The sequence below is a fragment of the Actinoplanes octamycinicus genome (assembly GCF_014205225.1).
GTDB lineage: Bacteria > Actinomycetota > Actinomycetes > Mycobacteriales > Micromonosporaceae > Actinoplanes > Actinoplanes octamycinicus.
In genome coordinates, this window is the sequence record NZ_JACHNB010000001.1 from 9,049,042 (window position 1) to 9,072,682 (window position 23,641).

Below are 23,641 nucleotides of genomic sequence, written 5' to 3' on the forward strand. Positions count from 1 at the left end.
ACCTGTATAGCACCCGGGCCGGCCGACCGGCGGCCCGCCCATTAGCACCATTTCCTTCCGGCCGGGCCGGAATGCGGGAATCCCGGCCGAAAAGCCGCCGCCCGCAGACGCCCGGACAACGAATTCCACTGAACACGGCGAGGGCGAATCAAATCGCGCGGGGCATTCCGGAAATATCCTTCTCCCAACGCACCGAAACGATCCGATAAACGGGAGTTATTCATGTTCCGTCAACTGACCGCCGGCGCCGCGATGCTCGCTTCTCTCGCCGTCGCCGCACCGGCCCAGGCATCGCCGCTGCCCACCCCGGACGAGATGATGATCATCAACGTGGTGAACGCGAACGGGTCCGGCTGCCCGGACAAGTCCGCGAAGATCACGGTCTCGCCGGACAACACGGCGTTCACCGTGACCTACTCGGACTACACCGCACAGGTCGGCCCGGAATCCTCGCCACTCGATTTCCGGAAGAATTGCCAGATCGCGCTGGACATCAAGGTGCCGTCCGGATTCACGTTCGCGATCGCCGGCGCGGACTATCGCGGATACGCCAGCCTGGCGAAGGGCGCGTGGGCTCAGGAAGCCGCCAACTACTACTTCCAGGGCCATTCCCAGACCACCCGGATCGAGCACAACTTCAAGGGGCCGTTCGACGACAACTGGCAGCGCACCGACAAGGTGGGAATCGCCTCGCTGAGCTTCCTGTCCTGCGGCGAGCGGCGCTATCTGAACATCAACACCGACCTGCGGGTGAACCGCGGCTCGTCGGACGCCCGCAAGCACACCAGCTTCATCTCGATGGACTCCACCGACGCCTCGATCAACACGGTGTACCGGGTCGCCTGGAAGAAGTGCTTCTAATTGTCGAAGGCCGCCCACGGGCTCTCGGTGGGCGGGCGCGGGCCGGCCGTCGCCACGACGGCCGGCCCGGCCTTCCGAGCCACCGCGATCCGGTGCGCGATCAGCGCGGCCAGCGCCGTGGTGATCGGCACCGCGGCGATCAGGCCGATCGTGCCGACCGCGCTGCGCACCAGCTCCTGCGCGATCAGCTGACCGGTGAGCAGCTCGCTGACCGGGGTCCCGCCGGTCGCGAAGAGCAGCATCAGCGGCAGCGACGCACCGGCGTAGGCGAGCACGATCGTGTTGATCACCGAGGCGATGTGCGCCCGGCCGATCCGGGTGGCCGCGCCGTAGAGACTGCGGAAGCCGTACGCCGGATTGGCCAGGGCCAGCTCGGTGACCGTGGCCGACTGGGTGACGGTCACGTCGTCCAGCACGCCCAGCGAGCCGATCACGATGCTGGCCAGCAGCAGGCCCTGCATGTTGACCGAGCCCTGGGTGATCGACAGGAAGTTCGAGGTGTCGTCGGCGACGCCGGTCAGGTGCACCGCCGCGACGCTGATCTCGGCCAGCACGGTGGTGATGATCAGGCTGGTCAGGGTGCCGGCCACGGCGATCGTGGTGGTGATGGTCAGCCCGTGCGTCAGGTAGAGCACGGTCAGCATGATCGCGGCCGAGCCGACCACCGCGACCAGCATCGGCGACCGGCCGTCCAGGATCGCCGGGACGATGAAGAACAGCAGCACGCCGAACGTGACGGCGAGCCCGGCCAGCGCGGTCAGCCCGCGCCAGCGGCCGAAGGCGATCACCGCGAGGGCGAACGCCGCGCCGAGGATCCACAGCTCCCGGCCGCGCTGGTGGTCGGAGATGGTGTACGTGAGCCCGCCGCCCTCCTCCTCCAGGCCGAGCAGGACCACCCGGTCACCGGCCTCGATGGTGGGAGCGCCCGGCCCGTACGGCAGGTCGGTGCTGATCACCTCGCCGCTGGCCAGCTTCACCACCGCGGTGCCGCAGCCGGTGGGCTGCGTCTCGCCCTGCGGCACCGGCGCGCACTCGGCCGGGGTGACCGTCTGCACCACGCCGTTGACCTGCGTGGGCCCTTCCGCGGTGTCGGCCTTGGGGGCGTCCCGGGGCCAGAGCAGCAGCATGCCGAGCGCGGTCAGCAGCACCGCCGGGATCAGCAGCATCAGGGTCAGCTTGCGCGCCTGTGGCAGCGGGTCGTCCGGGGCAGCATGACTGTGGTGATGACCGGCCATGCTGACGAACCGTACCGGTCCTAGCGGGGGCGGGCGGCGGCGCGGTCCTTCGCGGAACGCCCGAAGACCAGCCAGAAGTCGGTGACCGCGAGGTTCAGCGCCGGCCGGCGTCCGGCCAGGTAGCCCAGGGGACCGTCCGGGTCGGGGCGCCACGCCGCGTTGCTCGTCCGCAAACCGGCGCGGCCTCGCACCGGGGTCCGCCGCACCTGGTCGCCGAGGGCCTGAGCCACCGTGAGACCCAGGGGGAAGCGGCCCGGCACCCGCCGTTTCAGCCGGACCAGAGCGGACCCGATCGGCGCCCCGCCGGGCGTCGCGGCGGTCGCGTCCACCAGGTCGTCGTCCGCCTCCAGGGTGAACTCGGCCAGCTCCTTGGGGATGCCCCAGAGCCGCCGGCCGCCGTCCCGGGACGCGACGCTGTCCACCCAGATGTCGGTGATGCTGACCCGGGGCCGGCCGCGCTCGTGGGTCAGCACCGCGCTGAGCAGCTCCCGGTAGTGCAGGACGCCGCCGGGCTGATAGTCCACCCAGGCGGCGCCGATCGCGGCCCGCCCGCCGAACGACAACGGCCGTGCCGCCGCACCCAGCACCTCGGGCAGCGGCGGCACGGCACGCATCGGGATCAGGAAGACCGACAGGTACATCTGTCCGCGCAGGTGCCAGGGCTCGGGCGGGTACATGCCCTTACATTGGCACCCATCTGTCAGTAACGGAAGCGGGACACCAGGCTCTGCAACTGCCCGGCGGTGACGGTCAGCTCGTCGGCGGCCCGGCGGGTGTCGCCCATCGTCTCGGTGGTCCGCTGGGTGGCCGCCGAGACGCCGGTGATGGTGGCCGCGATGTCGCCGGCGCCGCCGGCCGCCTCGGTCAGCGTCCGGTTCATCTCCTGCGTGGTCGCGGTCTGCTCCTCGACCGCCGAGGCGATGGTCAGCTGCAGGCCGTTGATCCGCTCGATGATCTCGCTGATCTCCTCGATCGCGCTGACCGCGCCGCTGGTGTCGGTCTGGATCGACTGCACCCGCCGGGAGATGTCCTCGGTCGCCTTGGCGGTCTCCTGGGCCAGGTCCTTGACCTCGCCGGCCACCACCGCGAAGCCCTTGCCCAGCTCACCGGCGCGGGCCGCCTCGATGGTGGCGTTCAGCGCGAGCAGGTTGGTCTGCTCGGCGATGCTGGTGATCACCTTGACCACGGTGGCGATCTCGGCGGACGACTCGCCGAGGCGGGCCACGATCTGGTTGGTCGCCGCGGCCGCCTGCACCGCCTGCACCACCACCTGGGTGGCCTCGGAGGTGGAGACGCTGATGTCGCGGATCGCCGAGCCCATCTCCTGGGCGCCGGCCGAGACGAACTGCAGGTTGTTGGAGACCGTCTCGGCGGCCGCGGAGACCGTGCCGGCCTGCGAGGACGCCTCGGTGGCGGCCGCGTCGACGGCGCCGGAGACGGCGGTCAGCTGACCGGCCGCGTGCTGCAGGGTGGACGCGCTGCCGGCCAGCTGGACCACGTCCTCGCGGAGCCGGGCGATGCCCTTGTCCAGCGCGGCGGCCATCTGGCCGACCTCGTCCTGGCCGGTCACCCCGGAGGTGCGGGTCAGGTCACCCTCGGCCAGGCCCTCGGCGAGCTGGGAGACGCGCTGGACGTCGGCCCGGACCCGGGCCGCGACCCGGAAACCGATCAGCAGGCTGAGCAGCACACCGGCCGCCAGCACACCGGCGATCGTCCAGGTGGCCCGGGACGCCGCGGAATCCGCGTCCTGGATCTGCTGCGCGGTCACATCGGAGGCCCGGGCCTGCAGCGCGTCGGCGTCGGCGCCCAGCGCGTCGTGCAGCTTGGTGTATTGGGCCAGGCCGGCGGCCAGCTCGGCCTTGGTCGGCTTGTGCGTGGTGGCCGGCGGCGTGGCGGAGAGGAACTCGAGGAACGCCTTCCAGTCCTTCTGGGTCCGCGCGACGGTGGGATCCCCGGGCAGGCTGCGGTTCAGCGTCTCCAGCGCGTCGGTGGCCGCCTTCTTGTTCTGCGCCGCGGCCGCGCCGATCTGCTGCGCGGCCGACGGGTACAGCTGGATCGCGGAGCCGTTGCCGACGAACGCCTCCAGGTTCTCGCTGAACGAGGCGACCGCCGACTGGATCCCGAACGACTTCTTCTGGGCTTCCTCGGCGTCCTGGTTGAGACCCCGTACCGTGCTGATCGACATGCCGCCCACGATCAGGCCACCGATGGTCGCGGTCAGGGCCGCCGCACCGATCTTCGCCCGCAAAGAGCGGTTGTCGAACGCCCCACTCAACCCCATCGCCGTGCCTTCCGTAGCAGTGTCTGACACCCGCTGAATCGGCACGGAACGCGCACAGTTAAGAAACGTCGGCCAGCGCCCGGAAGATCAGGCTCGTCGAGGTGGCTCCTGGGTCCTGGTGTCCGATACTGCGCTCCCCCAGGTACGACGCGCGGCCCTTGCGCGCCTGCAACGGCACGGTGGCCTCGGCGCCCGCCTCGGCCGCCCGGGCCGCCGCCCCGGCCGCCTCGGCCAGGCCGCCGCCCTGCGCCACCGCCTTGTCGAACGCCTCCAGGGCCGGGGTGAACGCGTCGACCAGCGTCTTGTCCCCGGGCGCGGCCCCGCCCAGCTTGCGCACCGCGGCCAGGCCGGCCTGCAGCGCCGCGCCCAGGTCGGCCGGCGCCACCTCGGCGGTGGCCGGCAACGCCTTGCCGGCCGAGCGCAGCGCGGTGCCGTAGAGCGGGCCGGACGCGCCGCCGACCCGGGACATCAGCGTGGCGCCGGCCTTGACCAGCACCTCCGACACGGTCTCCGGGGGCGATTTCTCCAAGGCGGCGACCACCGCGGTGAAGCCCCGGTTCAGGTTCACCCCGTGGTCGCCGTCGCCGATCGCGGAGTCGAGCTGGGTGAGCCGGTCGGCGTCGGCCGCGATCAGGTCGGCGGCGGCCCGCATCCAGTCCCGGGCGAGTGCGACATCCACGTCTCAGGCACCCCAGCGCAGTCCGGGGGTCCGCGCCGGCGCGTCCCAGAGTCGGATCATCTCGTCGGTGGCCTGGCACAGGGTGAGCGACATGCCGGCCATGTCCAGGCTGGTCACATAGTTGCCGACGAGCTGCCGGGCGATCCGCACGCCACGCTCCTCGAGGTGTCTCGCCACCTCACCGTAGATCAGGTACAGCTCGATCAGCGGGGTCCCGCCGAGCCCGTTGACCAGCACGATCACCGGTCCGGGGAACGGCTTGGCGTCCAGGATCGCGTCCAGCGCGGCGTGGGTCAGCTCCTTGGCCGGCCGCAGTTTCTCCCGCCGGCGGCCCGGCTCGCCGTGGATCCCGACGCCGGCCTCGATCTCGTCGGCCGGCAACTCGAACCCGGGACGGCCGGCGGCGGGCGTGGTGCCGGCCGTCAACGCGTACGCGAAGGATCCGGAATGGGTGTTGACCTCGCGGCCGATCGCGGCCACCTCGGCGAGCTTGCCGCCCTCCTCGGCCCGCGCCCCGGCGATCTTCTCGACCAGCAGGGTCGCGCCGGTGCCGCGCCGCCCGGCGGTCCAGGTCGAGTCCTCCACCGCGACGTCGTCGTCGACCAGCACCGTCTCGACGCTGATCCCCTCCTCGGTGGCGAGCTCCGCGGCCAGCTGGAAGTTCATCACGTCGCCGGTGTAGTTCTTGACGATGTGCACCACCCCGGCGCCGCCGTCGACGGCCTTGGTGGCGGCCAGGATCTGACCCGGCACCGGCGAGGTGAAGATCTCGCCGGGGCAGGCCGCGTCGAGCATGCCCGGGCCGACGAACCCGCCGTGCAGCGGCTCGTGCCCGGACCCACCGCCGGAGACCAGCCCGACCTTGCCCGGGCGTGGCGCGTCGGCCCGGACGATGTACTGCTCGTCGATCTCCACCCGCAGCTCCGGGTGGGCCGCGGCGACCCCGGCCAGCGCCTGCGCCACCACGTCCGCGGGATCGTTGATGAATTTCTTCACGACCGGCTCCCTTCCGTGATTACTCCATCACCTCCTGCATCCTCGCGCGGTCTAGAGTCGAGATCCATGGGGCTCGTGGGAATCGTGTTGGTATCGCACTCCGAGCAGTTGGCGTCAGGCCTGGCCGAGCTGCTCAGCCAGGTCGCCACCCCGGACGTGCACGTGGTGCCGGCCGGCGGCACCGACGACGGCGAGCTGGGCACCAGCCCGGAGCGGATCACCGCGGCGATCGAGCGGGCCGACGCCGGCGCCGGCGTGCTGATCCTGGCCGACCTGGGCAGCGCGGTGCTGACCACCCGCGCGGTGCTCGACGAGGCGCCGGGCCCGCTCCTGGTGGACGCGCCGTTCGTCGAGGGCGCGGTGGCCGCCGCGGTCACCGCCTCCACCGGCGCCGACCTGGCCACCGTCGCCGAGGCTGCCCGGGAGGCCCGCGATGTCGACAAGTTCTGAGATCCCGGTCGTGCTCCCGGCGGCCCTGCACGCCCGCCCGGCCGGCGAGGTGGTCCGGGCCGCCGCCCGCTTCCCGGACACCACCCTTTCGGTACGCCACGGCGCCCGTGAAGTCTCGGCTCGGAGCGCCCTCAAGCTGATGTCCCTCGGCGCGAACACCGGCGCCACCGTCACCGTGGTCGCCACCGGCGCCGACGCCCCCACCGCCGCCGAGGCGGTCGCCGAGGTCCTGCGCACCGCCGAGTGATCCGCGCTCCTCCGGCACGCCTTGCGAATGTCCCCACCAGCGATCCTCGTCCCTGCCGTGGCCGCCGCTCGCGGTCCGCGACGGGACGAGGTCCGCACCCCGAGCCACCGACCTGCCGACCCCCGGTTGCGGCCGCCACCCCTGTTCCCCGCGCGCCACGATCCGCACCCCAAGCCACCGACCTGCCAACCCCCGGTTGCGGCCGCCACTTCCGGCGGTCCGCCAGCCAACAGGAGCCACCCGCATGCCCGTCGCCTGCCGCGCGGAACCGGCTGGCTGTCAGGGGTGTTTCGAGGCGGTTGAGACACCCCTGGGCACCAGCCGAACGGTGCTGGCTGGGCGTCAGGGGTGCCTCAGGTGTTCGAGACACCCCTGACCACCAGCCAGGCGTCTCACCAAGTGGGCCAGGAACGGGGCAAGCCGGTCGAGACACCTCCAGCAGCCAGCCCGGCACTGCTCAGAAGAAATCCACACTGGCAGGTTGTCCACAGGGCAGGCTCCGCGATGGCGCGAATCCCCGCCACACTGTCTTCGGGCGGCTCCCCCTGGGAGGGCGGGGACTGGGGAAGTTGCGGATCGCTGCGGCTTCGCGCAGCTGTGGCCAGCAGGGTCAGCGCGGCCATCGTACCGTCAATCGGTTTTGATCTTTCGGAAGTTTCGAAGCCTGGGACCTGCGAAGTTTCGGACTGAACCGGTTGAGTTTTCCGAGAAGTGTCGGTAGCGTTCCGTGCGGTGTCGATAACTGTCGATGCCTCCAGATCCCCAACTGGAGCTCCCGATGAGACGAACCCCCGCCATCCTCACCGTCGTGACGGCCGGCGCCCTCGCCGCCGGCGCCTTCGTCACCCTCTCCCCCGCCGCGAACGCCGCGACCACGCTCGGCTCGGCCGCCTCCGCCAAGGGCAAGTACTTCGGCACCGCGGCCGCCGCCTACAAGTTCAGCGACTCGGTCTACACCCGGATCCTGGACAGCGAGTTCACCATGGTCACCCCGGAGAACGAGATGAAGTGGGACGCCACCGAGCCGTCCCAGAACTCGTTCAGTTACGCCGGCGCGGACACCATCGTGAACCGCGCCAAGGCCAACGGCCAGCGGGTCCGCGGGCACGCCCTGGCCTGGCACCAGCAACAGCCGGGCTGGACGTCGTCGCTGAGCGGCAGCGCGCTGCGCAACGCGATGGTCAACCACATCACCAACGTCGCCACCCACTACAAGGGCCAGCTCTACGCCTGGGACGTGGTGAACGAGGCGTTCTCCGACAACGGCGACGGCTCCCGCCGCAACTCGAACCTGCAGCAGACCGGCAACGACTGGATCGAGGTGGCGTTCCGGACCGCGCGGGCCGCCGACCCGGGCGTCAAGCTCTGCTACAACGACTACAACACCGACGGCGTCAACGCGAAGAGTACCGCGATATACACCATGGTCAAGGATTTCCTGGCCCGCGGCGTGCCGATCGACTGCGTCGGCTTCCAGTCGCACATCAACTCGGCCTCCCCGCTGCCCAGCGACTACCAGGCCAACCTGCAGCGGTTCGCCGACCTGGGCGTCGAGGTGCAGATCACCGAGCTGGACATCGCCGGTTCCGGCACCGCGCAGGCGAACTCCTACGCCAGCGTGGTGAAGGCCTGCCTGGCGATCACCAAGTGCACCGGCATCACCGTCTGGGGCATCCGCGACTCGGACTCGTGGCGGTCCGGTGACACCCCGCTGCTCTTCGACAACAGCGGCAACCCGAAGGCCGCCTACACCGCGGTGATCAACGCTTTCGGTGCCACCCCGACCAGCCCGTCCCCGTCGGCCTCGGCCAGCAGCAGCTCGCCCAACCCGGGCGGTGGCGCCTGCACCGCGACGTTCGCCAACAACGCCTGGACCGGCGGTTTCGTCACCACGGTCACGGTCACGGCCGGCTCCAGCGCGCTGACCGGCTGGAAGGTCTCGCTCACCCTGCCCTCCGGCGCCGCGGTCACGAACAGCTGGAGCACCACGGCCAGCGGCTCCAGTGGCGCGGTGACGTTCAGCAACGTCGGCTACAACGGCAGCGTCGCTGCCGGAGCCAGCACCAGTTTCGGTTTCCAGGGCACCGGATCCGCCCCTTCCGGTACGGCCACCTGCGCCGCTTCCTAGGCGAAGGTTGTCCGGGGCCGTCATGATCAGCACATGATCTGGCGGCCCCTTCCCCTGTTCGCGCTGCTCCTGGTGGCCGCCTGTGGCGATGCCGGCAATCCGGCGCCGCAGCCGGTCGCCTGCTCCCCGGGACAGGTCGCGTTCGGCACGGCGACCACCGGCGAGCTGCTCACCGGGGTGACCGAGGTGCTGGACGCCGAGGTCAAGGGGATGACCCTGAAGGACGACTACGTCGAGGTCGCCACCCGGACCGCCGGTGTGCGGGCCCCGGCGCCGGTGCCGGCCGAGGAGGTCTACCGGCAGCTGGCGGCCACCTACGCGGCGAAGGATCGGCCGCTGGTCGACTATGGCACCGTCCATCACCCGAACACCGGCGGGTCGTCGACGTTCGACGGGACCGGCCGGTTCGTCAGCTACGAGGCGATCAGCACGGTGGACGTGCCGTTCAGCTACGCCTGCGGCGGCACGACCAGCCGCGGCACGGTGGTCTCCTGGCTGGCCGCCGAGCAGGCCGGCCTGCTCGACTGCGACGAGCCGGAGGCGGCCCCGTCACCCGGCGACCCGGCGGCCGCGATCCCGGGGCAGGTCCGCGAGCTGCGCTGCGGCGCCCCGGCCGCCACCCCGGCGTCCTGCGCGGGCGGGCGGATCACCGTGCGCGGCGCGAAGGACCACGCGGTGCTCGGCGGGGTGTCGCCGCTGCACCACGTGACCGCGGCCGGGGGCGGGAAGCTCGACCAGCCGCTGGAGCAGGTCGCCGAGCGCCGGGCCGAGGTGCTGGCCGACGGCGCCGTGCCGCGCGAGCAGGTCTACCGGCAGTTCGCCGCGAAGGTGAACACCGAGGGCAAGGCCGCGGTGGCCGATCTCGGCGCGGTCTGGGAGCTGCGGACCGATTCCGGGGTCACCACCACCGGCCCGGGCGACGTCGCGGTGGCCCGCGGGATCAACGCGGTGGACGCGACCTTCACCTATGAGTGCGGCGGCGTCACGGTCCGCGGCACGGTCACCTCCTGGCGTCCCGGCGGCCAGACGGTGATCTTCAGCTGCTCGGACGACGCGGCCCCGCGCGACGGCGCCCTGGTGCGGCAGGCCAAGCAGCTGACCTGCCGCTGAGCTGGTTACCTCTGAAGGATCGCCACAACGCCCTGGCCGCCGGCCGCGCAGATGGAGATCAGGCCGCGGCCGGAGCCCTTCTGCGCGAGCATCTTGGCCAGCGTCGCGACGATCCGGCCGCCGGTCGCGGCGAACGGGTGACCGGCCGCCAGCGACGAGCCGTTGACATTGAGCTTGTCCCGGTCGATCGAGCCGAGCGGCGCGTCCAGGCCCAGTTTCTCCTTGCAGAACTCCGGCGACTCCCAGGCGGCCAGGGTGGCCAGCACCTGCGACGCGAACGCCTCGTGGATCTCGTAGTAGTCGAAGTCCTGCAGGGTCAGCCCGTTGCGCGCCAGCATCCGCGGCACCGCGTAGGCCGGGGCCATCAGCAGCCCCTCGTCGCCGTGCACGTAGTCGACCGCCGCCGACTCGGAGTCGGCGAAGTACGCCTGGACCGGCAGCGAGTGCGCGGCCGCCCACTCCTCCGAGGCGAGCAGCACGGTCGACGCGCCGTCGGTGAGCGGCGTCGAGTTGCCCGCCGTCATCGTCGCGCCCTCCTTGCCGTAGACCGGCTTGAGCTTCGCCAGCTTCTCCGGAGTGGAGTCGGCGCGCAGATTCTGATCCCGGGTCAGTCCCAGGTAGGGCGTCATCAGATCATCGAAGAAACCCCTGTCGTACGCCGCGGCGAGGTGCTGATGCGACGCCAGCGCCAGCTCGTCCTGCGCCTGCCGCTCGATGTGCCAGCGCAGCGCGGTGATCGCCGCGTGCTCCCCCATCGACAGGCCGGTCCGCGGCTCGGCGTTGCGCGGGATCTCCGGCTGCAGCGCGTGCTGCGGCCGCAGCTTGGCCACCGCCTTGAGCCGGGCGCCCAGCGTCCGGGCCCGGTTCAGCTCCAGCAGCGCCTGCCGCATGTCCTCGTTCACCTGCAGCGGCGCGTCCGAGGTGGTGTCCACGCCGCCGGCCACGCCGGCGTCGATCTGGCCCAGCGCGATCTTGTTGGCGACCAGGATCGCCGCCTCCAGGCCGGTGCCGCAGGCCTGCTGGATGTCGTACGCCGGGGTGTGCGGGTCGAGCCGGGAGCCGAGCACCACCTCGCGGGTCAGGTTGAAGTCGCGGGAGTGCTTGAGCACGGCGCCGGCGACCACCTCGCCGAGCCGCTCGCCGGCCAGGCCGAACCGGGCGATCAGCCCGTCCAGCGCGGCGGTGAGCATGTCCTGGTTCGAAGCGGCCGCATACCTACTGTTCGACCGGGCGAACGGGATACGGTTACCGCCCAGGACGGCGACACGGCGCACGGTCGGCACGGCGATCCTCCACACATCGAGATCTGACGTCATTCACAACCCTGAAGCTACTGACCGGTAGGGTACTCGCATGGCTGACAGGTACGCGAACTTCGCCAACTCCGGTCTCGGCCGGGCCGTGGTCAAGCGTCTCGGGCTGCCCGACCCGCCCCGTTTGCGACGCTACCGGGCGGGCGACCCGCTGGTGTCCGCTCCGGTGCTGCTCGGCGCGGCGCCCGGCGGCCGGCTCGCGGCACCGGTCGGCAAGCTGCTGGAGAGCGCCGGGGTCCAGGTCACCGAGGCCGGGGCGGATGGGGCGAGATACGCCGCGCTGATCTTCGACGCCACCGGGATCGGGGACTCCACGCAGCTCAAGGCGTTGTTCGAGTTCTTCCACCCGTACGCCAGGAGTCTCACCGGGAGCGGCCGGGTCATCGTGCTGGGCACCCCACCGGAAGCCACCGCGGGCCCGAAGGAGGCGACCGCGCAGCGGAGCCTGGAGGGTCTGACCCGCAGCATCGGCAAGGAGTTCGGCCGCGGCACCACCTGTCAGCTGGTCTACGTCGCGCCCGGCGGCGAGCACGCCGTCGAGTCGACGCTGCGGTTCCTGCTCAGCGGCCGGTCCGCCTACGTCTCCGGCCAGGTGATCCGGGTCGGCGCCGGCACCCCGAGCGCCCCGGCCGACTGGGACCGCCCGCTGGACGGCAAGCTCGCCCTGGTCACCGGCGCGGCCCGGGGCATCGGCGCGGCGATCGCGGCGACCCTGGCCCGGGACGGCGCCGAGGTGATCGCGCTGGACGTGCCCGGCGCCGGCGACGCCCTGGCCGACGTGGCGAACCGGGCCAAGGGCCGGGCGCTGCAGCTGGACCTGACCGCGGCGGACGCCCCGGCGCGGCTCGCCGGCTACCTGGAGGCGGGCCCGCACGGTGGCATCGACATCGTGGTGCACAACGCCGGGATCACCCGGGACAAGACCATCGCGCGGATGGACGAGAGCCGCTGGGACTCGGTGATCGGGGTCAACCTGACCGCCCCGGAGCGGGTCAACGACCTGCTGCTGGAGCGTGACCTGATCAAGCCGGGCGGCCGGATCGTCGGGGTCGCCTCGATCGCCGGGATCGCCGGCAACCGCGGCCAGACCAACTACGCCACCAGCAAGGCCGGCGTGATCGGCCTGGTCCAGTCGACCGCCCCGATCCTGGCCGGCAAGGACATCACGATCAACGCGGTGGCGCCCGGCTTCATCGAGACCGCGATGACCGCGAAGATGCCGCTCGGCCTGCGCGAGGCCGGCCGCCGGCTGAACAGCATGTCGCAGGGCGGGCTGCCGATCGACGTGGCCGAGACGATCGCCTGGTTCGCCTCCCCCGGCTCGGCGACCATCACCGGGAACGTGGTCCGAGTGTGCGGCCAGAGCCTGCTGGGAGCGTGACATGGTCGCGGTCGTCGAGCTGAGCGAGGGGCCGGGCACCGGCGCGGCCTACGCCCGGGCCGCCCTCGGCATGCTGCGCCGGGGCGGCTCCACCCTGCCGGACGTCGAGCTGGTGCACCGCGGGGTGGTGGTGGACCGCGAGCACCTGGCCCGCTACGACCGGGTGTGCGGGCTGCGGCTGACCGACACGCTGCCCGCGACGTATCCGCACATCCTGGCGTTCCCGCTGGCCATGCGGCTGATGTCGGCCGGGGACTTCCCGCTGCCGATGATCGGGCTGGTGCACGTGTCGAACCGGATCACCGTGCGGCGGGCGATCGACTCGGGGAGCCGGCTGGACCTGACGGTCCGGGCGGTGGACCTGCGGGCGCACCCGCGGGGACGGCAGTTCGACGTGGTCGCCACCGCCTCGGTGGACGGGGAGGAGGTGTGGCGCGGGGTGTCGACGTACCTCCGGAAGGAGGCTTCGCCTTCCGCGGCCCCTCCCTCCACTTCTTCTTCTGCCGCTCCGGCCGGGCCCACCGGGGGCGCCGTGTGGCGTCTGCCGGTCCGGACCGGCACCGACTACGCCGCCGTCTCCGGGGACCGGAACCCGATCCACACGTCCCGGGTCGGCGCGAAACTGTTCGGTTTCCCGCGGCAGATCGCGCACGGCATGTGGACCAAGGCGCGCTCCCTGGCCGCCCTGGAGGGCCGGCTGCCGGAGTCGTACACCGTCGAGGTCGCCTTCAAGCAGCCGATCCTGCTGCCGTCCACGGTCCGGTTCACCTCGGTGCCGACCGCCGCCGGCTGGGAGTTCGGCGTCCACTCGAAGCGCCCCCACCTCACCGGCCAGGTCCGCTGACCGCGCTGGTCCGGGAGCGGGCCGTCCCGCTCCCGGATCGTGGTGGCGGTCAGCGGCGCACCGGGCCGCCCTGGTAGCAGTACTCGTTGAAGCCGGACTGGAAGCCCGCCTCGTAGCCGGTGTTGTAGCCCTCGATCCACTCGGCGTTCTTGTCGGTGAGGTCGCCCTGCGCCGACGCACCCTGGGTGCAGTCCTCCTTCGCGGCCTTCCGGCCGTCGCTGAACCCCTGCCGGTAACCGACCCGGTAGTCGTCCGCCGGGGCGGCCTGCGCCGCCGCGGACCGGTCGCTGCCGGGTGCGGCCGCGGCGGGCGTCGCGGTGGCGGCCGGGACGAGGCTGATCGCGCCGAGGAGCAGGGCGGTCAGGTACTTCTTGGTGCTGTTCATGATTTCCCCCTGGTGGCATCGTTTGGCCTCCTAAATCGTGGCAAAAGGTGCCCTACGCTGCTATTAGCAGATTTACGTACGGGCGGGGACTGCGGATGGCGGGCGTGAGCGAGCGGGACTACCGCCGCATGCTCGCCGTGGCGACGGCGGCGCTCGGCGGGCTGGACACCGACGCGCCGTGGGACGGGGTGCGGGCAGCGCTCACCGACTGCTTCCGGGGCGCGGCCACCCTGCACCTGGAAGGGACGCCGGTCGTTGCGGGGCCGGCACCACTGTGGACGGCCGGGACGCACGAGGAGCTGCCGCGGGGCGCCTCGGTGCGGGTGGGGGTGGCCGGGGGCGCGCTGGCGCTCGGAGCGGTCAGCGGCGCGGCCGACTGGCACCGGACTCGCTGCGGCCCGCAGCCGTGTCACCTGCTCATCGAGCTGCCCGTCACCCGCGCGTCGCCGCAGCCGCCCGTTGCCTGCGCGGCGCCGCAGCCGCCCGGCGTCCCTTCGTCGCCGCAGCCGCCCGTTGCCCGCGCGTCGCTGCAGCCGCCCGTCATTCCCGCGTCGCCGCAGCCGCCCGGCGTCCCTTCGTCGCCGCGGCCTCCCGGTGCCCGCGCGTCGCTGCAGCTGCTCGGCGTCCTGGTCACGTGCCGGCCGGATCGGCCGTTCGACGCGGCCGACCGGGCCGTGGCACGGCGGTTGCAGCCCCTGCTCACCAGCGTGCAGCGGCATCTGGCGCGGCGGCCGCCCCGGCTGACCGAGCGCGAGCTGGCCGTGCTCGCCGCCACGGCGGACGGGCTCACCGCGGTGGCGGCCGGGCGGCGGCTGGGGATCTCGCCGCGCACCTTCGAGAAGCATCTGGAGCGGCTCTACCGCAAGTTCGCCACCCGGGACCGGGTGCACACCGTGCTGCTGGCCCAGGACCTCGGCCTGCTGCCCGGGCGCCGCTGACTGCCCCGACCGCTCCCGGGTCCGGGCCTCCAGCCTGGCCCTACTCAGCCCGGCCCTTCTTCAGCCCGGCCCTATGTAGCCCTTTTTGGCCCAGCTCTGTCTGGCCAAGCTCTGTCTGGCCCGGCCTTGTCTGGCCCGGCCCTGTCTGGCCCGGCCCTGTCTGGCCCGGCCTGGCCCGGCTCTGGCTTTCTCTCGCCGGCTCGGGTGTCGACGGTCGGCAGGATGCCCAGGCTGCGCAACAGCAGCACCGTCCCGAGGCGGTCTCTGGTCCCGCATTTGCGGTAGGCGTTCTCCAGATGCTTGTTCACCGTGTGACCGGAGATCATCAGCCGCACCGCCACGTCGGCGGTCGACCGACCCTCCGCGATCAGCGCGAGCACGGCCAGCTCCCGCGGCGTCAGGCCGAGATCGGCCGGGGCCACCTCGGCCGGCCCGGTCGCCTCACGCAGCCGCCGGGTGGTGGCCAGCTGCCGGGCCACGCCGATCAGCAGCGGCTGCACCTCGGTGGCCAGCGCCCGCTCCCGGTCGGTGAAGTCCCGCCCGGACCGGCACACGATGAACGCGGTCGCCACCCCGACCGGGGTGGGCAGCGGAATGGCCAGGTGCTTGGTACCGCCGTCCAGATCGTGATCGCAGGAGTCGTAGGTCTGGGTGGCCCGCCACGCCGACGCCGCCACCACGTCGCTGACCGTCAGCGGCCCGGGATGCCGGCGCTGCGCGAAGGCGTGCGCCAGCGGATGCTCTGCGCCGTAGACCCGGGCCCGCTCCGCCCACGGGATGGTGGCCACCTCCACCGGCGCGCAGGCCACCCCGGCGATCGTCCGCGCCGCCGGATCGAACCCGTTCATGAAGAGCGTCGCGTGCCCCCGCAGACACCCGTTCAGCTCGCCGGCGATCGTCGCCGGATACGAGTCCACCCCCAGCCCGTCCACCAGCGCCGCCGCAAGATCAAGAACCCGCCGATAGTCCCGCTCCACCATCCGAGCCACCAACTAATCGTACATTTCGGGCGCTCTTGGCAGTGCCGATGCCGGCTGATGGACGCGGACTCGGTCAGCGGGGTGTGGCCGGTGAGGTCGGGGTGGCGGGGGCGGGCTGCCACGCGCTGACGGCGAACCGGCCGGTGCTGCCGAAGTCCAGGGCGGCTTCCGGCTCGACGGTCTGGGGTAGGCGGCCGGCGACCGGCGCCACGCGCAGGTATGTGCCGTTGGCCGGGGGCCGGCGGGTGTCGTCGTAGGTGTTGCGCCAGGCGAGCGCGGCGCTGGCGCGCTGGCCGGGGCGGAGGGTCACCGGTTTCGGCGGGGTGTCCCACGGCATGCTGCCGAGGATCTCGGTGACCCCGGTGAGGACCTGGAGGTCGAGCACCTCCTGATCCTCGTCGAGCGCCTGGACCGCCGGGTAGCCGTTCACCTCGTAAGGCTTCGTGCCGCAGTTGACCAGGGTGATGGTGAGGACGCGCAGGCCCGACGCGGCGTCGCCGCCGCCCGCCTGCACGCGGACGCCCTCGGGCGGGCAGGCCGGCGCGGTCGGCTGCCCGGCACGGGACGGCGAGGCGGCCGGCGAGGACGTGGACGAGGGCAGCGCGGACGGGGTGGGGACCCAGGGCGCGACGCCGTCGGCCGTACCGATCGGGCGTGGTGCGCAGCCGGCGAGCAGAGCGACGACGGCGAGCGGGACGGCACGACGGTAAGCCCAAGATCCGGTCACCGGGCCATCCTGCCCGGCGGGGGCAAACCCGCCGGCGGCGGTGAGCCTGTGCGAGGGTGGTTCATGCCCTTGAGCGCGCATCACCTCAGGACCTCGGTGGCGGTGTCCGACATCCAGCGGGCGGTCGAGTTCTACGAAGGCCGGCTGGGCCTGCGGGCGCTGTGGTCGGGGCCGAGCGCCCGGATCGCCGACGGTGGCCGGGTCTACGAGTCCGGTGGCGGGCCGGCGCTGAACGTCTACCAGTCGGTCACCGCCGGGACCACCGCGGCGACCCTGGCCACCTGGTATGTCGACGACCTCGACGGGATCGTCGACGAGCTGACCGCGGCCGGGGTGGAGTTCGCCCGCTACGACGGGATCGAGCACGACCGGAAGGGGATCACCGACCGGGCCGGCGGCGGCCGGATCGCCTGGTTCCGCGACCCGGACGGCAACACGTTCGCGATCGAGGCCGACGCCTGACCGCCCGCGGCCGTCGCCCGGTTGACTTTCACCCCGGGTGAAGGTTGAGGCTGGGTCCGTGAGCGACCTTCTGCCGATCAGCGCGTTCTCCCGGGCGACGCTGCTCTCGGCCAACACGCTGCGGTCCTATCACGAGTCCGGCCTGCTGGAGCCGGCCGTGGTCGATCCGCGTACCGGGTATCGGAGTTATCGGGCGACCCAGCTGGGCGACGCCACGCTGATCAAGCAGCTGCGTGACCTGGACGTGCCGCTGGCCGACATCCGGGCGGTGCTGGCCGCCCGGGACCCGGCGGTGACCCGCCGGGTGCTGGCCACGCACCGGGAGCGGATCAGCGCCCAGCAGCAGCGGCTGGAGCAGATCCTGGACGCCACCGACGAGCTGCTGGCCGAGCCGGCCGCGGCCACCCCGCTCGCGGTCACCGAGCGGACGCTGCCGCCGGCCCGCGCGGTCACGCTGACCGCCGAGGTGCGCGAGGCCGACTTCGCCCCGTTCCTGCACGAGGCCTACGCCAAGCTGCGCGCGATGGCGCCGGTCGCGTCGGGTCCGCTCGGCGCGCTGTTCCCGGCGGAGTTCTCCGACGATCCCGCGCCGGTCACCGCGTTCGTCCCGGTCGACACCGGCGACGAGGTGCTGGCCGGTGGCCGGTTCGCGGTCGCCGAGTTCGTCGGGCCGTACCGCAGCATGTCCGCCGGGTACCGGGCGCTGGGCGCCTGGCTGGCCGGCGCCGGCTTCGGCATCGCCGGCCGGGTCCGGGAGTACTACGTGACCGGACCGGGCGACGGCGTGCCCGAGGAGGACTTCCGTACTGAGATCTGCTGGCCCATCGAGTCCCTGGAGAACTGATGATCACCCTTGCCAACATCACCTTCGACTGCGCGGACAGCGCGACGCTGGCCGCCTTCTGGTCGCAGGCCCTGCAGCGCCCGGTCGACGACGGGGCCAACGAGCACTTCGCCACGATCGGCGCCGACGAGCCCGGCCCGACCCTGATGTTCCTGAAGGTGCCCGAGGCGAAGGCGGCCAAGAACCGCTGCCACGTCGACCTGTCCGCGGACGACCGGGACGCCGAGGTCAAGCGGCTGCTCGGCCTCGGCGCCGCCTACCTCGCCGAGCACGACGAGTACGGCCACCAGTGGGTGGTGCTGCAGGACCCGTCCGGCAACGAGTTCTGCGTGGCGTGACGGTCAGCCGTCCCGCCACTCGTCCGACTTCAGGTGCGAGCCGGCCTGCGGCCCCATCAGCAGCATGCCGCCGTCCACCACCCAGGACGCGCCGGTGACGTAGGCGGCCTCCGGCGACGCCAGCATCGCGATCACCGCGGCCACCTCGTTGGCGTCGCCGGGGCGCCCGGCCGGGATCCCGGGGCGCTCGACGGTGCGCGGGTCGACGTCCTCGTTGCCGGTCATCGCGGTGGCGATCTCGCCGGGCGCCACCGCGTTCACGGTGATCCCGGACGCCGCCAGCTCCTGCGCCATCACCTTGGTGAGCAGGCCCAGCCCGCCCTTGGCGGCGCAGTACGCGCCGGAGCCGACCCGCGGGGCGTGCTCGTGCACGCTGGTCACGTTGATGATCCGGCCACCGCGGCCGGCGGCGAGCATCCGGCGAGCGGCGCGCTGCGCGCAGAGGAACGGGCCGTCCAGGTCGACGGCGAGCACCTCCCGCCAGTCGTCCCACCCGGTGTCGACCACCGGGGTCGCGATGCCGGTGCCGGCGCAGTTGACCAGCACGCCGAGCCCGCCGAGCAGGGTGGCCAGTTCGTCGATCACGTCGGCGGCCTCGGGGAGCCGGGTCAGGTCGAGGTGGCGTACCTCGCAGGTCCGGCCGGCGGCGCGGACCTTGTCCGCGGTGGCCGCGGCGCCGGCCTCGTCGGACCGGAACGTGACCCCGACGTCGAACCCGGCCTTGGCGAGGGCGACCGCGGTGGCCTCGCCGATGCCGGAGTCGGAGCCGGTGACGATCGCGACTTGGTCATATGTGGGCATGTCCGCCGCATACCCGGGGTAGGGAGGCACACACCTGGGATCGAAGGAGATGATCGGATGCTGTTCGCCGCGGGCCTGCTCACCTGGACGCTGCTGGCCGGGCCGGTGACCCTGACCGGCCATCCGTGGCTCTGCCTGGCGCTCGGCGTGCTGGCCGGGGCCGCCTCCCTCGTGGTCACGCACGGCCACGTGGTGCTCCACCGCCGTCAGCGGGCGCTGGTCACGACGGTGCCGCCGCGGGACGAGCTCACCGTGGCGCCGCGGGACGAGCTCGCGGTGGCGCCGGTCGACGGGCGTACCGGAGCCGCCGTGGCCTTCGGGGCGGCCGGCCTGTTCCTGTTCAGCCTGGTCTTCGGCGGCCTGGCGATCGGCCTGGGCGTGGCCGCGCTGCGCCGCGGCACGCCGGGCCGGTGGGGTCGCCCGCTGGCCCGCACCGCGATCCTGCTCGGCGTCGCCGACCTGGTCGTGCTGGCCGCGCTGCTGGTGACCGGCACCACCCTGCACGGCTAACTAGCGCCTGTTTCGCCAGGCCGAACCAGGCGCTAGCGGGGCAGCTCCCGCGCGACGACCTTGCCGGTGGCGTTGCGGGGCAGCTCGTCCAGGAAGACGACGTCGCGGGGCACGCTGAACCGGGCCCGGTGGTGCCGGACGTGCTCGCGGACCGCCTCCGGATCGAGGGTCTCGCCGTCGCGCAGCACCAGGTACGCCGCGAGGCGCTGCCCGTACTCGTCGTCCGGCACGCCGATCACCGCCACCTCGCGGACCTGCGGCAGGTCGGCGAGCAGGCCCTCGACCTCGGCCGGGTAGACGTTCTCCCCACCGGAGACGATCATGTCGTCCTCGCGGCCGTCGACGTAGACCCGGCCGTCGGCGTCCACGTGCCCGAGGTCGCCGGTGGCCAGCAGGCCGTCGTGCATGGTCCGGCCCGCGCCGTTGGTGTACCCCTCGAAGAGCATCTCGTTGCCGACGAAGAGCCGCCCGACCTCGCCGGGCGGGACCGGTGTGCCGGCGTCGTCGAGCACCGCGACCTTCGTACCGTAAGGGGGTCTGCCCGCGGTCCTGGGGTTGATCCGCAGATCTTGCGGGGTGGCGATGGACGCCCAGGACGCCTCGGTGGAGCCGTAGAGGTTGTAGAGGACGTCGCCGTAGCGGTCCATGAACCGGGTGGCCAGGCCGCCGGGCAGGGCCGAGCCGCTGACCGCGACCACCGACAACGCCGGCTTCACGGCCGGCGCCGGCAGCTCCATCAACTGCTGGATCATCACCGGGACCGCGATCATCCCGGTGCACTCGTGCCGGACCAGATCGTCGAGGACCGCGGCCGGGTCGAACTTCCGGCGGAGCACGATGGTGGCGCGCAGCGCGAGGGCGATCTGCAGGCCGGCGAAGCCCCAGGTGTGGAAGAGCGGCGCGGCGATCATCACCCGTTGCTCGGCCCGCAGCGGGATCCGGTCGATCACCGAGCAGAGCGGGCGGAAACCGCCCGGTGTCGGCCGGCGGGCCCCTTTCGGCACGCCGGTGGTCCCGGAGGTGAGCACGATGGTCCGGCCGGGGCGCTCCGGCGGCCGGCTGTCCCGGTGGCTCTCGGCGAGAGCCGTCCCCTCGGAGATCTTCTCGACGCCGTCGACGAGCGCCACCTTCGGCGCGAACTCGTCGTCGAAGATCAGCGCTCGCAGTCCCTGATCCTTGGCGACGGTGGCCAGCTGGTTCGCCGACAGGCCGGTGTTCATCAGCACCGGGTCGGCGCCCAGCGTGGTCACCCCGATCAGCGCCTCGATCATCCGGGCCGAGTTCCGGCACAGCAGCCCGACCCGCTCCCCCGGGACGACCGGCAGGCTGCGGGCCAGCCGCTCGGCGCGGTCGAGCAGCTGCGCGTAGGACAGGCTGCGCTGGTCGTCGATGACCGCGATCCGGTGCGGACTGCGGGCCGCGGCCTGCCGAAGCTCGCCGGCGAGCCCGAACCCCCACCGGCCGAGCGCCGCGAACTGCCGCACGATCCGGACCGGGTTGCCCGGGTGCAGCAGCCCGCGCCGCAGCATCGTGCCACCGACGAAGAGCGCGTCCATGTCAGCGGATCTGCATTCCGGAGATGGCGCGGGAGATGACCAGGCGCTGGATCTCCGAGGTGCCCTCGAAGATGGTGTAGATCTTGGCGTCCCGGAACATCCGCTCCACCGGGTGCTCGCGCAGGTAACCGGCGCCGCCGAGGATCTGCACCGCCTTCTCGGTCACCGCGACGGCCACCTCGCCGGCCTTCAGCTTGGACATCGAGCCCTCACCGGCGGTGAACGGCTTGTCGTTGCGCCCCATCCAGGCGGCCCGCCAGACCAGCAGCCGGGCGGCGTCGATCTCCATCTTCATGTCGGCGAGGGCGAAGGCGATCGCCTGGTTCTCGATGATCGGGCGGCCGAAGGCGACCCGGTTCTTCGCGTACTCCAGCGCGTACTCGTAGGCGGCCCGGGCGATGCCGAGCGCCTGCGCGCCGACCGCCGGGCGGGACAGCTCGAAGGTCCGCATCGCGGCCTGTCCGCTCCGTTTGGCGCCGGACCGCGCCTTGGCCAGCCGCTCGTCCAGCGCCTCCTTGCCGCCGAGCAAGCAGCTGCCGGGCAGCCGGACCTCGTCCAGGAAGACGTCCGCGGTGTGCGAGGCGCGCAGGCCGAGCTTCTTCAGCTTCTTCGTGCCGACCAGGCCGGCCGTGCCGGGCGGGACGATGAACGCGGCCTGCCCCCGCGAGCCGAGCGACGGGTCGACACTGGCGGTCACCACGTGCACGTTGGCGATGCCGCCGTTGGTGGCGTAGGCCTTCTGCCCGGTCAGCACCCACTCGTCGGTGGCCTCGTGGTAGACCGCGCGGGTCTTCATCGAGGCGACGTCCGACCCGGCCTCCGGCTCGGTCGAGCAGAACGCGGCCACCTTCGGCTCGTCGGCGTCGCCGAAGCACTGCGGCACCCACTCGACCAACTGCTCCGGCGTGCCCGAGCCGTAGATCGCGGCGACCGCGAGCGAGGTGCCGGAGATCGCCATGCCGATCCCGCCGTCACCCCAGAACAGCTCCTCGTTGGCGATCGGCAGGGACAGCCCGGTGTTGTCCGACCAGGTGTTGATCAGGAACTCGAACCCGTAGAGCCCGATCTTGGCGGCCTCCTGCAGGACCGGCCAGGGCGTCTCCTCGCGCTCGTCCCACTCGGCCGCGGCCGGCCGGATGACCTGCTCCGCGAAGCCGTGGACCCAGTCGCGCAGGTCCGATTGTTCCTCATTGAGATCGAGCCAGAACTCCACCGCGGGACCCTTCGAGCGTGACTGCAACTTAACTCGCCGGTAACTCTATGGGTCCCGTGACGGCACTCACAACCCCCCGAGGTTTTTATCAGATCCACAACCAGATTTCCGTACGACTCGGCGCCCCGTGGCTGGTCAGTGCGCAAGGCCGCGCTCCGTCCGGACCGCGGCGCGTCCCGCGGCTCCGGCTGTGCCCCACGGGTGTCTCGGGACCTCCGAGACACCCGTGGGGCACAGCCGGAGCCTGGCGGTCGGCGCGCTGCCGGGCCACAGCTCGACGGCGTCTTCCCCGGGCGCGGAGCTACCGTGATCCGGTGCGGACGGATGCCGAGCTGACCTATCGGGAGGTCGGGGCGACCCGGACCGACCCGCTGCCGGCCGGCTATCACCATGTCCGGCGCGACGTCGTGGTCGGGCACGGCGCGGCGGCTTTCGAGCGGGCCGCCGACGGGCTGCTCCACTGGCGGATGCACCGGCTCGCCGGGCTGGCGCCGGTCAGCTCCGCCGAGCCGGCCGCGCCCGGCACCGTGGTGGTGCTGCGGGCCGGGCTCGGGCCGGTGCGGGTCACCATCCCCTGCCGGGTGGTCTACACCGTGGCGGAGGCCGGGCGGCGCGGGTTCGCCTACGGCACGTTGCCGGGGCATCCGGAGCGGGGCGAGGAGGCCTTCCTGGTCGAGCTGGCCGCGGACGGGGCGGTGTGGGTGCGGATCCGGGCGTTCAGCCGGCCGGCGTCGCTGCTGGCGCGGGCCGGCGGGCCGCTGACCCGGCTGGCGCAGCGGTGGGCGACGGACCGGTATGTGGCCGCGGTCCGGCGGCTGGCCCGGCCCCGCGGGGAAAGCGATTGAGGGTGCGGCGCGTCGGTGGCAGCATCGCTGCCGTGCGGCCGCTGCGGATCATCAAAGGGGACGCGACGAGTCCGCAGGCCACGGGGCCGAAGATCGTCGCGCACATCTGCAACGACCTCGGCGGGTGGGGCAAGGGCTTCGTGCTGGCGGTCTCCCGGCGGTGGCCGGAGCCGGAGCGGGCCTACCGGAAGTGGCACCGGGAGCGCTCCGGGAACGACTTCGGGCTCGGCGCCACCCAGCTCATCCAGGTCCGGCCGGACCTCTGGGTGGCGAACATGGTCGCCCAGCGCGGCACCCGGCACGGCTCCGGCGGGCCGCCGATCCGCTACCCCGCCGTCGCCGCCTGCCTGGACACGGTCGCCGGGCACGCCGCGCGGCTGGCCGCCTCGGTGCACCTGCCGAGGATCGGCTGCGGCCTGGCCGGCGGCCGCTGGGAGCGGATCGAGCCGCTGATCGTCGCGGCGCTGTGCGAGCGGGACATCGCCACCACCGTCTACGACCACGACTGATCGGGCTT

26 protein-coding genes are annotated in these 23,641 nt (G+C 72.6%); 14 read left to right on the plus strand and 12 right to left on the minus strand.

What is annotated here, in order from left to right; genetic code table 11:
* Positions 1-222: 222 nt before the first annotated feature.
* Positions 223-861: a DUF4360 domain-containing protein gene (locus BJY16_RS40950; RefSeq protein ID WP_185044897.1), complete on the plus strand. Its 639-nt coding sequence runs from the start codon at positions 223-225 to the stop codon at positions 859-861.
* On the opposite strand, the gene BJY16_RS40955 is transcribed toward BJY16_RS40950, so the two are convergent.
* Genes BJY16_RS40955 through dhaK form a run of 5 tightly spaced genes read right to left on the minus strand, consistent with a single transcriptional unit; the run spans position 858 to position 6,052 of the window.
* On the minus strand, positions 858-2,096 hold the full coding sequence (locus tag BJY16_RS40955; protein ID WP_185044898.1) for a YibE/F family protein: 1,239 nt from the start codon (positions 2,094-2,096) through the stop codon (positions 858-860). The genes BJY16_RS40950 and BJY16_RS40955 overlap by 4 nt on opposite strands.
* Positions 2,097-2,116: 20 nt before the next feature.
* Positions 2,117-2,773 (minus strand): acetoacetate decarboxylase family protein, encoded by a 657-nt coding sequence (locus BJY16_RS40960; protein WP_185044899.1) that lies wholly within the window; start codon positions 2,771-2,773, stop codon positions 2,117-2,119.
* Positions 2,774-2,796: 23 nt separating this feature from the next.
* Entirely contained in the window at positions 2,797-4,377 is a 1,581-nt protein-coding gene (locus BJY16_RS40965) for a methyl-accepting chemotaxis protein (RefSeq protein ID WP_185044900.1), read from the minus strand.
* 58 nt (positions 4,378-4,435) lie between these two features.
* Positions 4,436-5,056: a dihydroxyacetone kinase subunit DhaL gene (dhaL, locus tag BJY16_RS40970; RefSeq protein ID WP_203758801.1), complete on the minus strand. Its 621-nt coding sequence runs from the start codon at positions 5,054-5,056 to the stop codon at positions 4,436-4,438.
* 3 nt (positions 5,057-5,059) lie between these two features.
* Positions 5,060-6,052: a dihydroxyacetone kinase subunit DhaK gene (dhaK, locus tag BJY16_RS40975; protein WP_185044901.1), complete on the minus strand. Its 993-nt coding sequence runs from the start codon at positions 6,050-6,052 to the stop codon at positions 5,060-5,062.
* Positions 6,053-6,118: 66 nt separating this feature from the next.
* Here dhaK and dhaM point away from each other — a divergent pair, with 66 nt between their 5' ends.
* From dhaM to BJY16_RS40995, 4 genes are all read left to right on the plus strand, one after another.
* Positions 6,119-6,502 carry a dihydroxyacetone kinase phosphoryl donor subunit DhaM gene (dhaM, locus tag BJY16_RS40980; RefSeq protein WP_185044902.1) on the plus strand — a complete coding sequence of 128 codons (384 nt, stop codon included), beginning with the start codon at positions 6,119-6,121 and terminating at the stop codon, positions 6,500-6,502.
* Entirely contained in the window at positions 6,486-6,749 is a 264-nt protein-coding gene (locus BJY16_RS40985) for an HPr family phosphocarrier protein (RefSeq protein WP_185044903.1), read from the plus strand. Before dhaM ends, BJY16_RS40985 begins: the two co-directional genes overlap by 17 nt.
* A 778-nt stretch (positions 6,750-7,527) precedes the next feature.
* Positions 7,528-8,877 (plus strand): glycoside hydrolase family 10 protein, encoded by a 1,350-nt coding sequence (locus BJY16_RS40990; protein WP_185044904.1) that lies wholly within the window; start codon positions 7,528-7,530, stop codon positions 8,875-8,877.
* Positions 8,878-8,910: 33 nt separating this feature from the next.
* Positions 8,911-9,987: a hypothetical protein gene (locus BJY16_RS40995; protein ID WP_185044905.1), complete on the plus strand. Its 1,077-nt coding sequence runs from the start codon at positions 8,911-8,913 to the stop codon at positions 9,985-9,987.
* 5 nt (positions 9,988-9,992) lie between these two features.
* Here BJY16_RS40995 and BJY16_RS41000 read toward each other — a convergent pair whose 3' ends face one another.
* A complete protein-coding gene (locus tag BJY16_RS41000) occupies positions 9,993-11,270 on the minus strand; it encodes an acetyl-CoA C-acetyltransferase (protein WP_185044906.1) in 1,278 nt (425 codons plus the stop codon).
* 70 nt (positions 11,271-11,340) lie between these two features.
* On the opposite strand from BJY16_RS41000, the gene BJY16_RS41005 reads away from it, so the two are divergent.
* Positions 11,341-12,681, plus strand: coding sequence for a 3-oxoacyl-ACP reductase (locus BJY16_RS41005; protein ID WP_185044907.1), 1,341 nt, complete (start codon positions 11,341-11,343; stop codon positions 12,679-12,681).
* 1 nt (position 12,682) lies between these two features.
* Positions 12,683-13,525: a MaoC family dehydratase gene (locus BJY16_RS41010; protein WP_185044908.1), complete on the plus strand. Its 843-nt coding sequence runs from the start codon at positions 12,683-12,685 to the stop codon at positions 13,523-13,525.
* Positions 13,526-13,574: 49 nt separating this feature from the next.
* Here BJY16_RS41010 and BJY16_RS41015 read toward each other — a convergent pair whose 3' ends face one another.
* Positions 13,575-13,910: a hypothetical protein gene (locus tag BJY16_RS41015; protein ID WP_185044909.1), complete on the minus strand. Its 336-nt coding sequence runs from the start codon at positions 13,908-13,910 to the stop codon at positions 13,575-13,577.
* 95 nt (positions 13,911-14,005) lie between these two features.
* On the opposite strand from BJY16_RS41015, the gene BJY16_RS46745 reads away from it, so the two are divergent.
* The gene (locus BJY16_RS46745; protein ID WP_203758802.1) at positions 14,006-14,848 is read left to right on the plus strand and encodes a response regulator transcription factor; all 843 of its coding nucleotides are present in this window, start codon (positions 14,006-14,008) and stop codon (positions 14,846-14,848) included.
* Between the two features lie 71 nt (positions 14,849-14,919).
* On the opposite strand, the gene BJY16_RS41025 is transcribed toward BJY16_RS46745, so the two are convergent.
* Together BJY16_RS41025 and BJY16_RS41030 are read right to left on the minus strand one after the other, a co-directional pair.
* Positions 14,920-15,828: a helix-turn-helix transcriptional regulator gene (locus BJY16_RS41025; protein ID WP_185046912.1), complete on the minus strand. Its 909-nt coding sequence runs from the start codon at positions 15,826-15,828 to the stop codon at positions 14,920-14,922.
* Between the two features lie 73 nt (positions 15,829-15,901).
* Complete coding sequence (locus BJY16_RS41030) at positions 15,902-16,555, minus strand: DUF4232 domain-containing protein (protein WP_185044910.1); 654 nt, start codon at positions 16,553-16,555, stop codon at positions 15,902-15,904.
* A gap of 63 nt (positions 16,556-16,618) precedes the next feature.
* Between BJY16_RS41030 and BJY16_RS41035 the strand changes: the two genes are divergently transcribed.
* The 3 genes from BJY16_RS41035 to BJY16_RS41045 are packed head-to-tail and all read left to right on the plus strand — an operon-like array spanning position 16,619 to position 18,199.
* Positions 16,619-17,017: a VOC family protein gene (locus tag BJY16_RS41035; protein ID WP_185044911.1), complete on the plus strand. Its 399-nt coding sequence runs from the start codon at positions 16,619-16,621 to the stop codon at positions 17,015-17,017.
* A 58-nt stretch (positions 17,018-17,075) separates the two neighbouring features.
* Positions 17,076-17,861 (plus strand): MerR family transcriptional regulator, encoded by a 786-nt coding sequence (locus BJY16_RS41040; RefSeq protein WP_185044912.1) that lies wholly within the window; start codon positions 17,076-17,078, stop codon positions 17,859-17,861.
* Entirely contained in the window at positions 17,861-18,199 is a 339-nt protein-coding gene (locus BJY16_RS41045) for a VOC family protein (protein WP_185044913.1), read from the plus strand. Before BJY16_RS41040 ends, BJY16_RS41045 begins: the two co-directional genes overlap by 1 nt.
* Before the next feature lie 3 nt (positions 18,200-18,202).
* Here BJY16_RS41045 and BJY16_RS41050 read toward each other — a convergent pair whose 3' ends face one another.
* The gene (locus tag BJY16_RS41050) at positions 18,203-19,000 is read right to left on the minus strand and encodes an SDR family oxidoreductase (protein ID WP_185044914.1); all 798 of its coding nucleotides are present in this window, start codon (positions 18,998-19,000) and stop codon (positions 18,203-18,205) included.
* Between the two features lie 57 nt (positions 19,001-19,057).
* Here BJY16_RS41050 and BJY16_RS41055 point away from each other — a divergent pair, with 57 nt between their 5' ends.
* Positions 19,058-19,510, plus strand: a complete 453-nt coding sequence (locus BJY16_RS41055; RefSeq protein WP_185044915.1) for a hypothetical protein — start codon at positions 19,058-19,060, stop codon at positions 19,508-19,510.
* Between the two features lie 32 nt (positions 19,511-19,542).
* On the opposite strand, the gene BJY16_RS41060 is transcribed toward BJY16_RS41055, so the two are convergent.
* Positions 19,543-21,066 carry an AMP-binding protein gene (locus BJY16_RS41060; RefSeq protein WP_185044916.1) on the minus strand — a complete coding sequence of 508 codons (1,524 nt, stop codon included), beginning with the start codon at positions 21,064-21,066 and terminating at the stop codon, positions 19,543-19,545.
* A gap of 1 nt (position 21,067) precedes the next feature.
* The gene (locus tag BJY16_RS41065) at positions 21,068-22,279 is read right to left on the minus strand and encodes an acyl-CoA dehydrogenase family protein (RefSeq protein ID WP_185044917.1); all 1,212 of its coding nucleotides are present in this window, start codon (positions 22,277-22,279) and stop codon (positions 21,068-21,070) included.
* Between the two features lie 314 nt (positions 22,280-22,593).
* On the opposite strand from BJY16_RS41065, the gene BJY16_RS41070 reads away from it, so the two are divergent.
* Positions 22,594-23,124 carry a DUF1990 domain-containing protein gene (locus BJY16_RS41070; protein WP_221502099.1) on the plus strand — a complete coding sequence of 177 codons (531 nt, stop codon included), beginning with the start codon at positions 22,594-22,596 and terminating at the stop codon, positions 23,122-23,124.
* A gap of 32 nt (positions 23,125-23,156) precedes the next feature.
* Positions 23,157-23,633, plus strand: coding sequence for a macro domain-containing protein (locus tag BJY16_RS41075; RefSeq protein WP_185044919.1), 477 nt, complete (start codon positions 23,157-23,159; stop codon positions 23,631-23,633).
* The last annotated feature ends 8 nt before the right edge of the window (positions 23,634-23,641 follow it).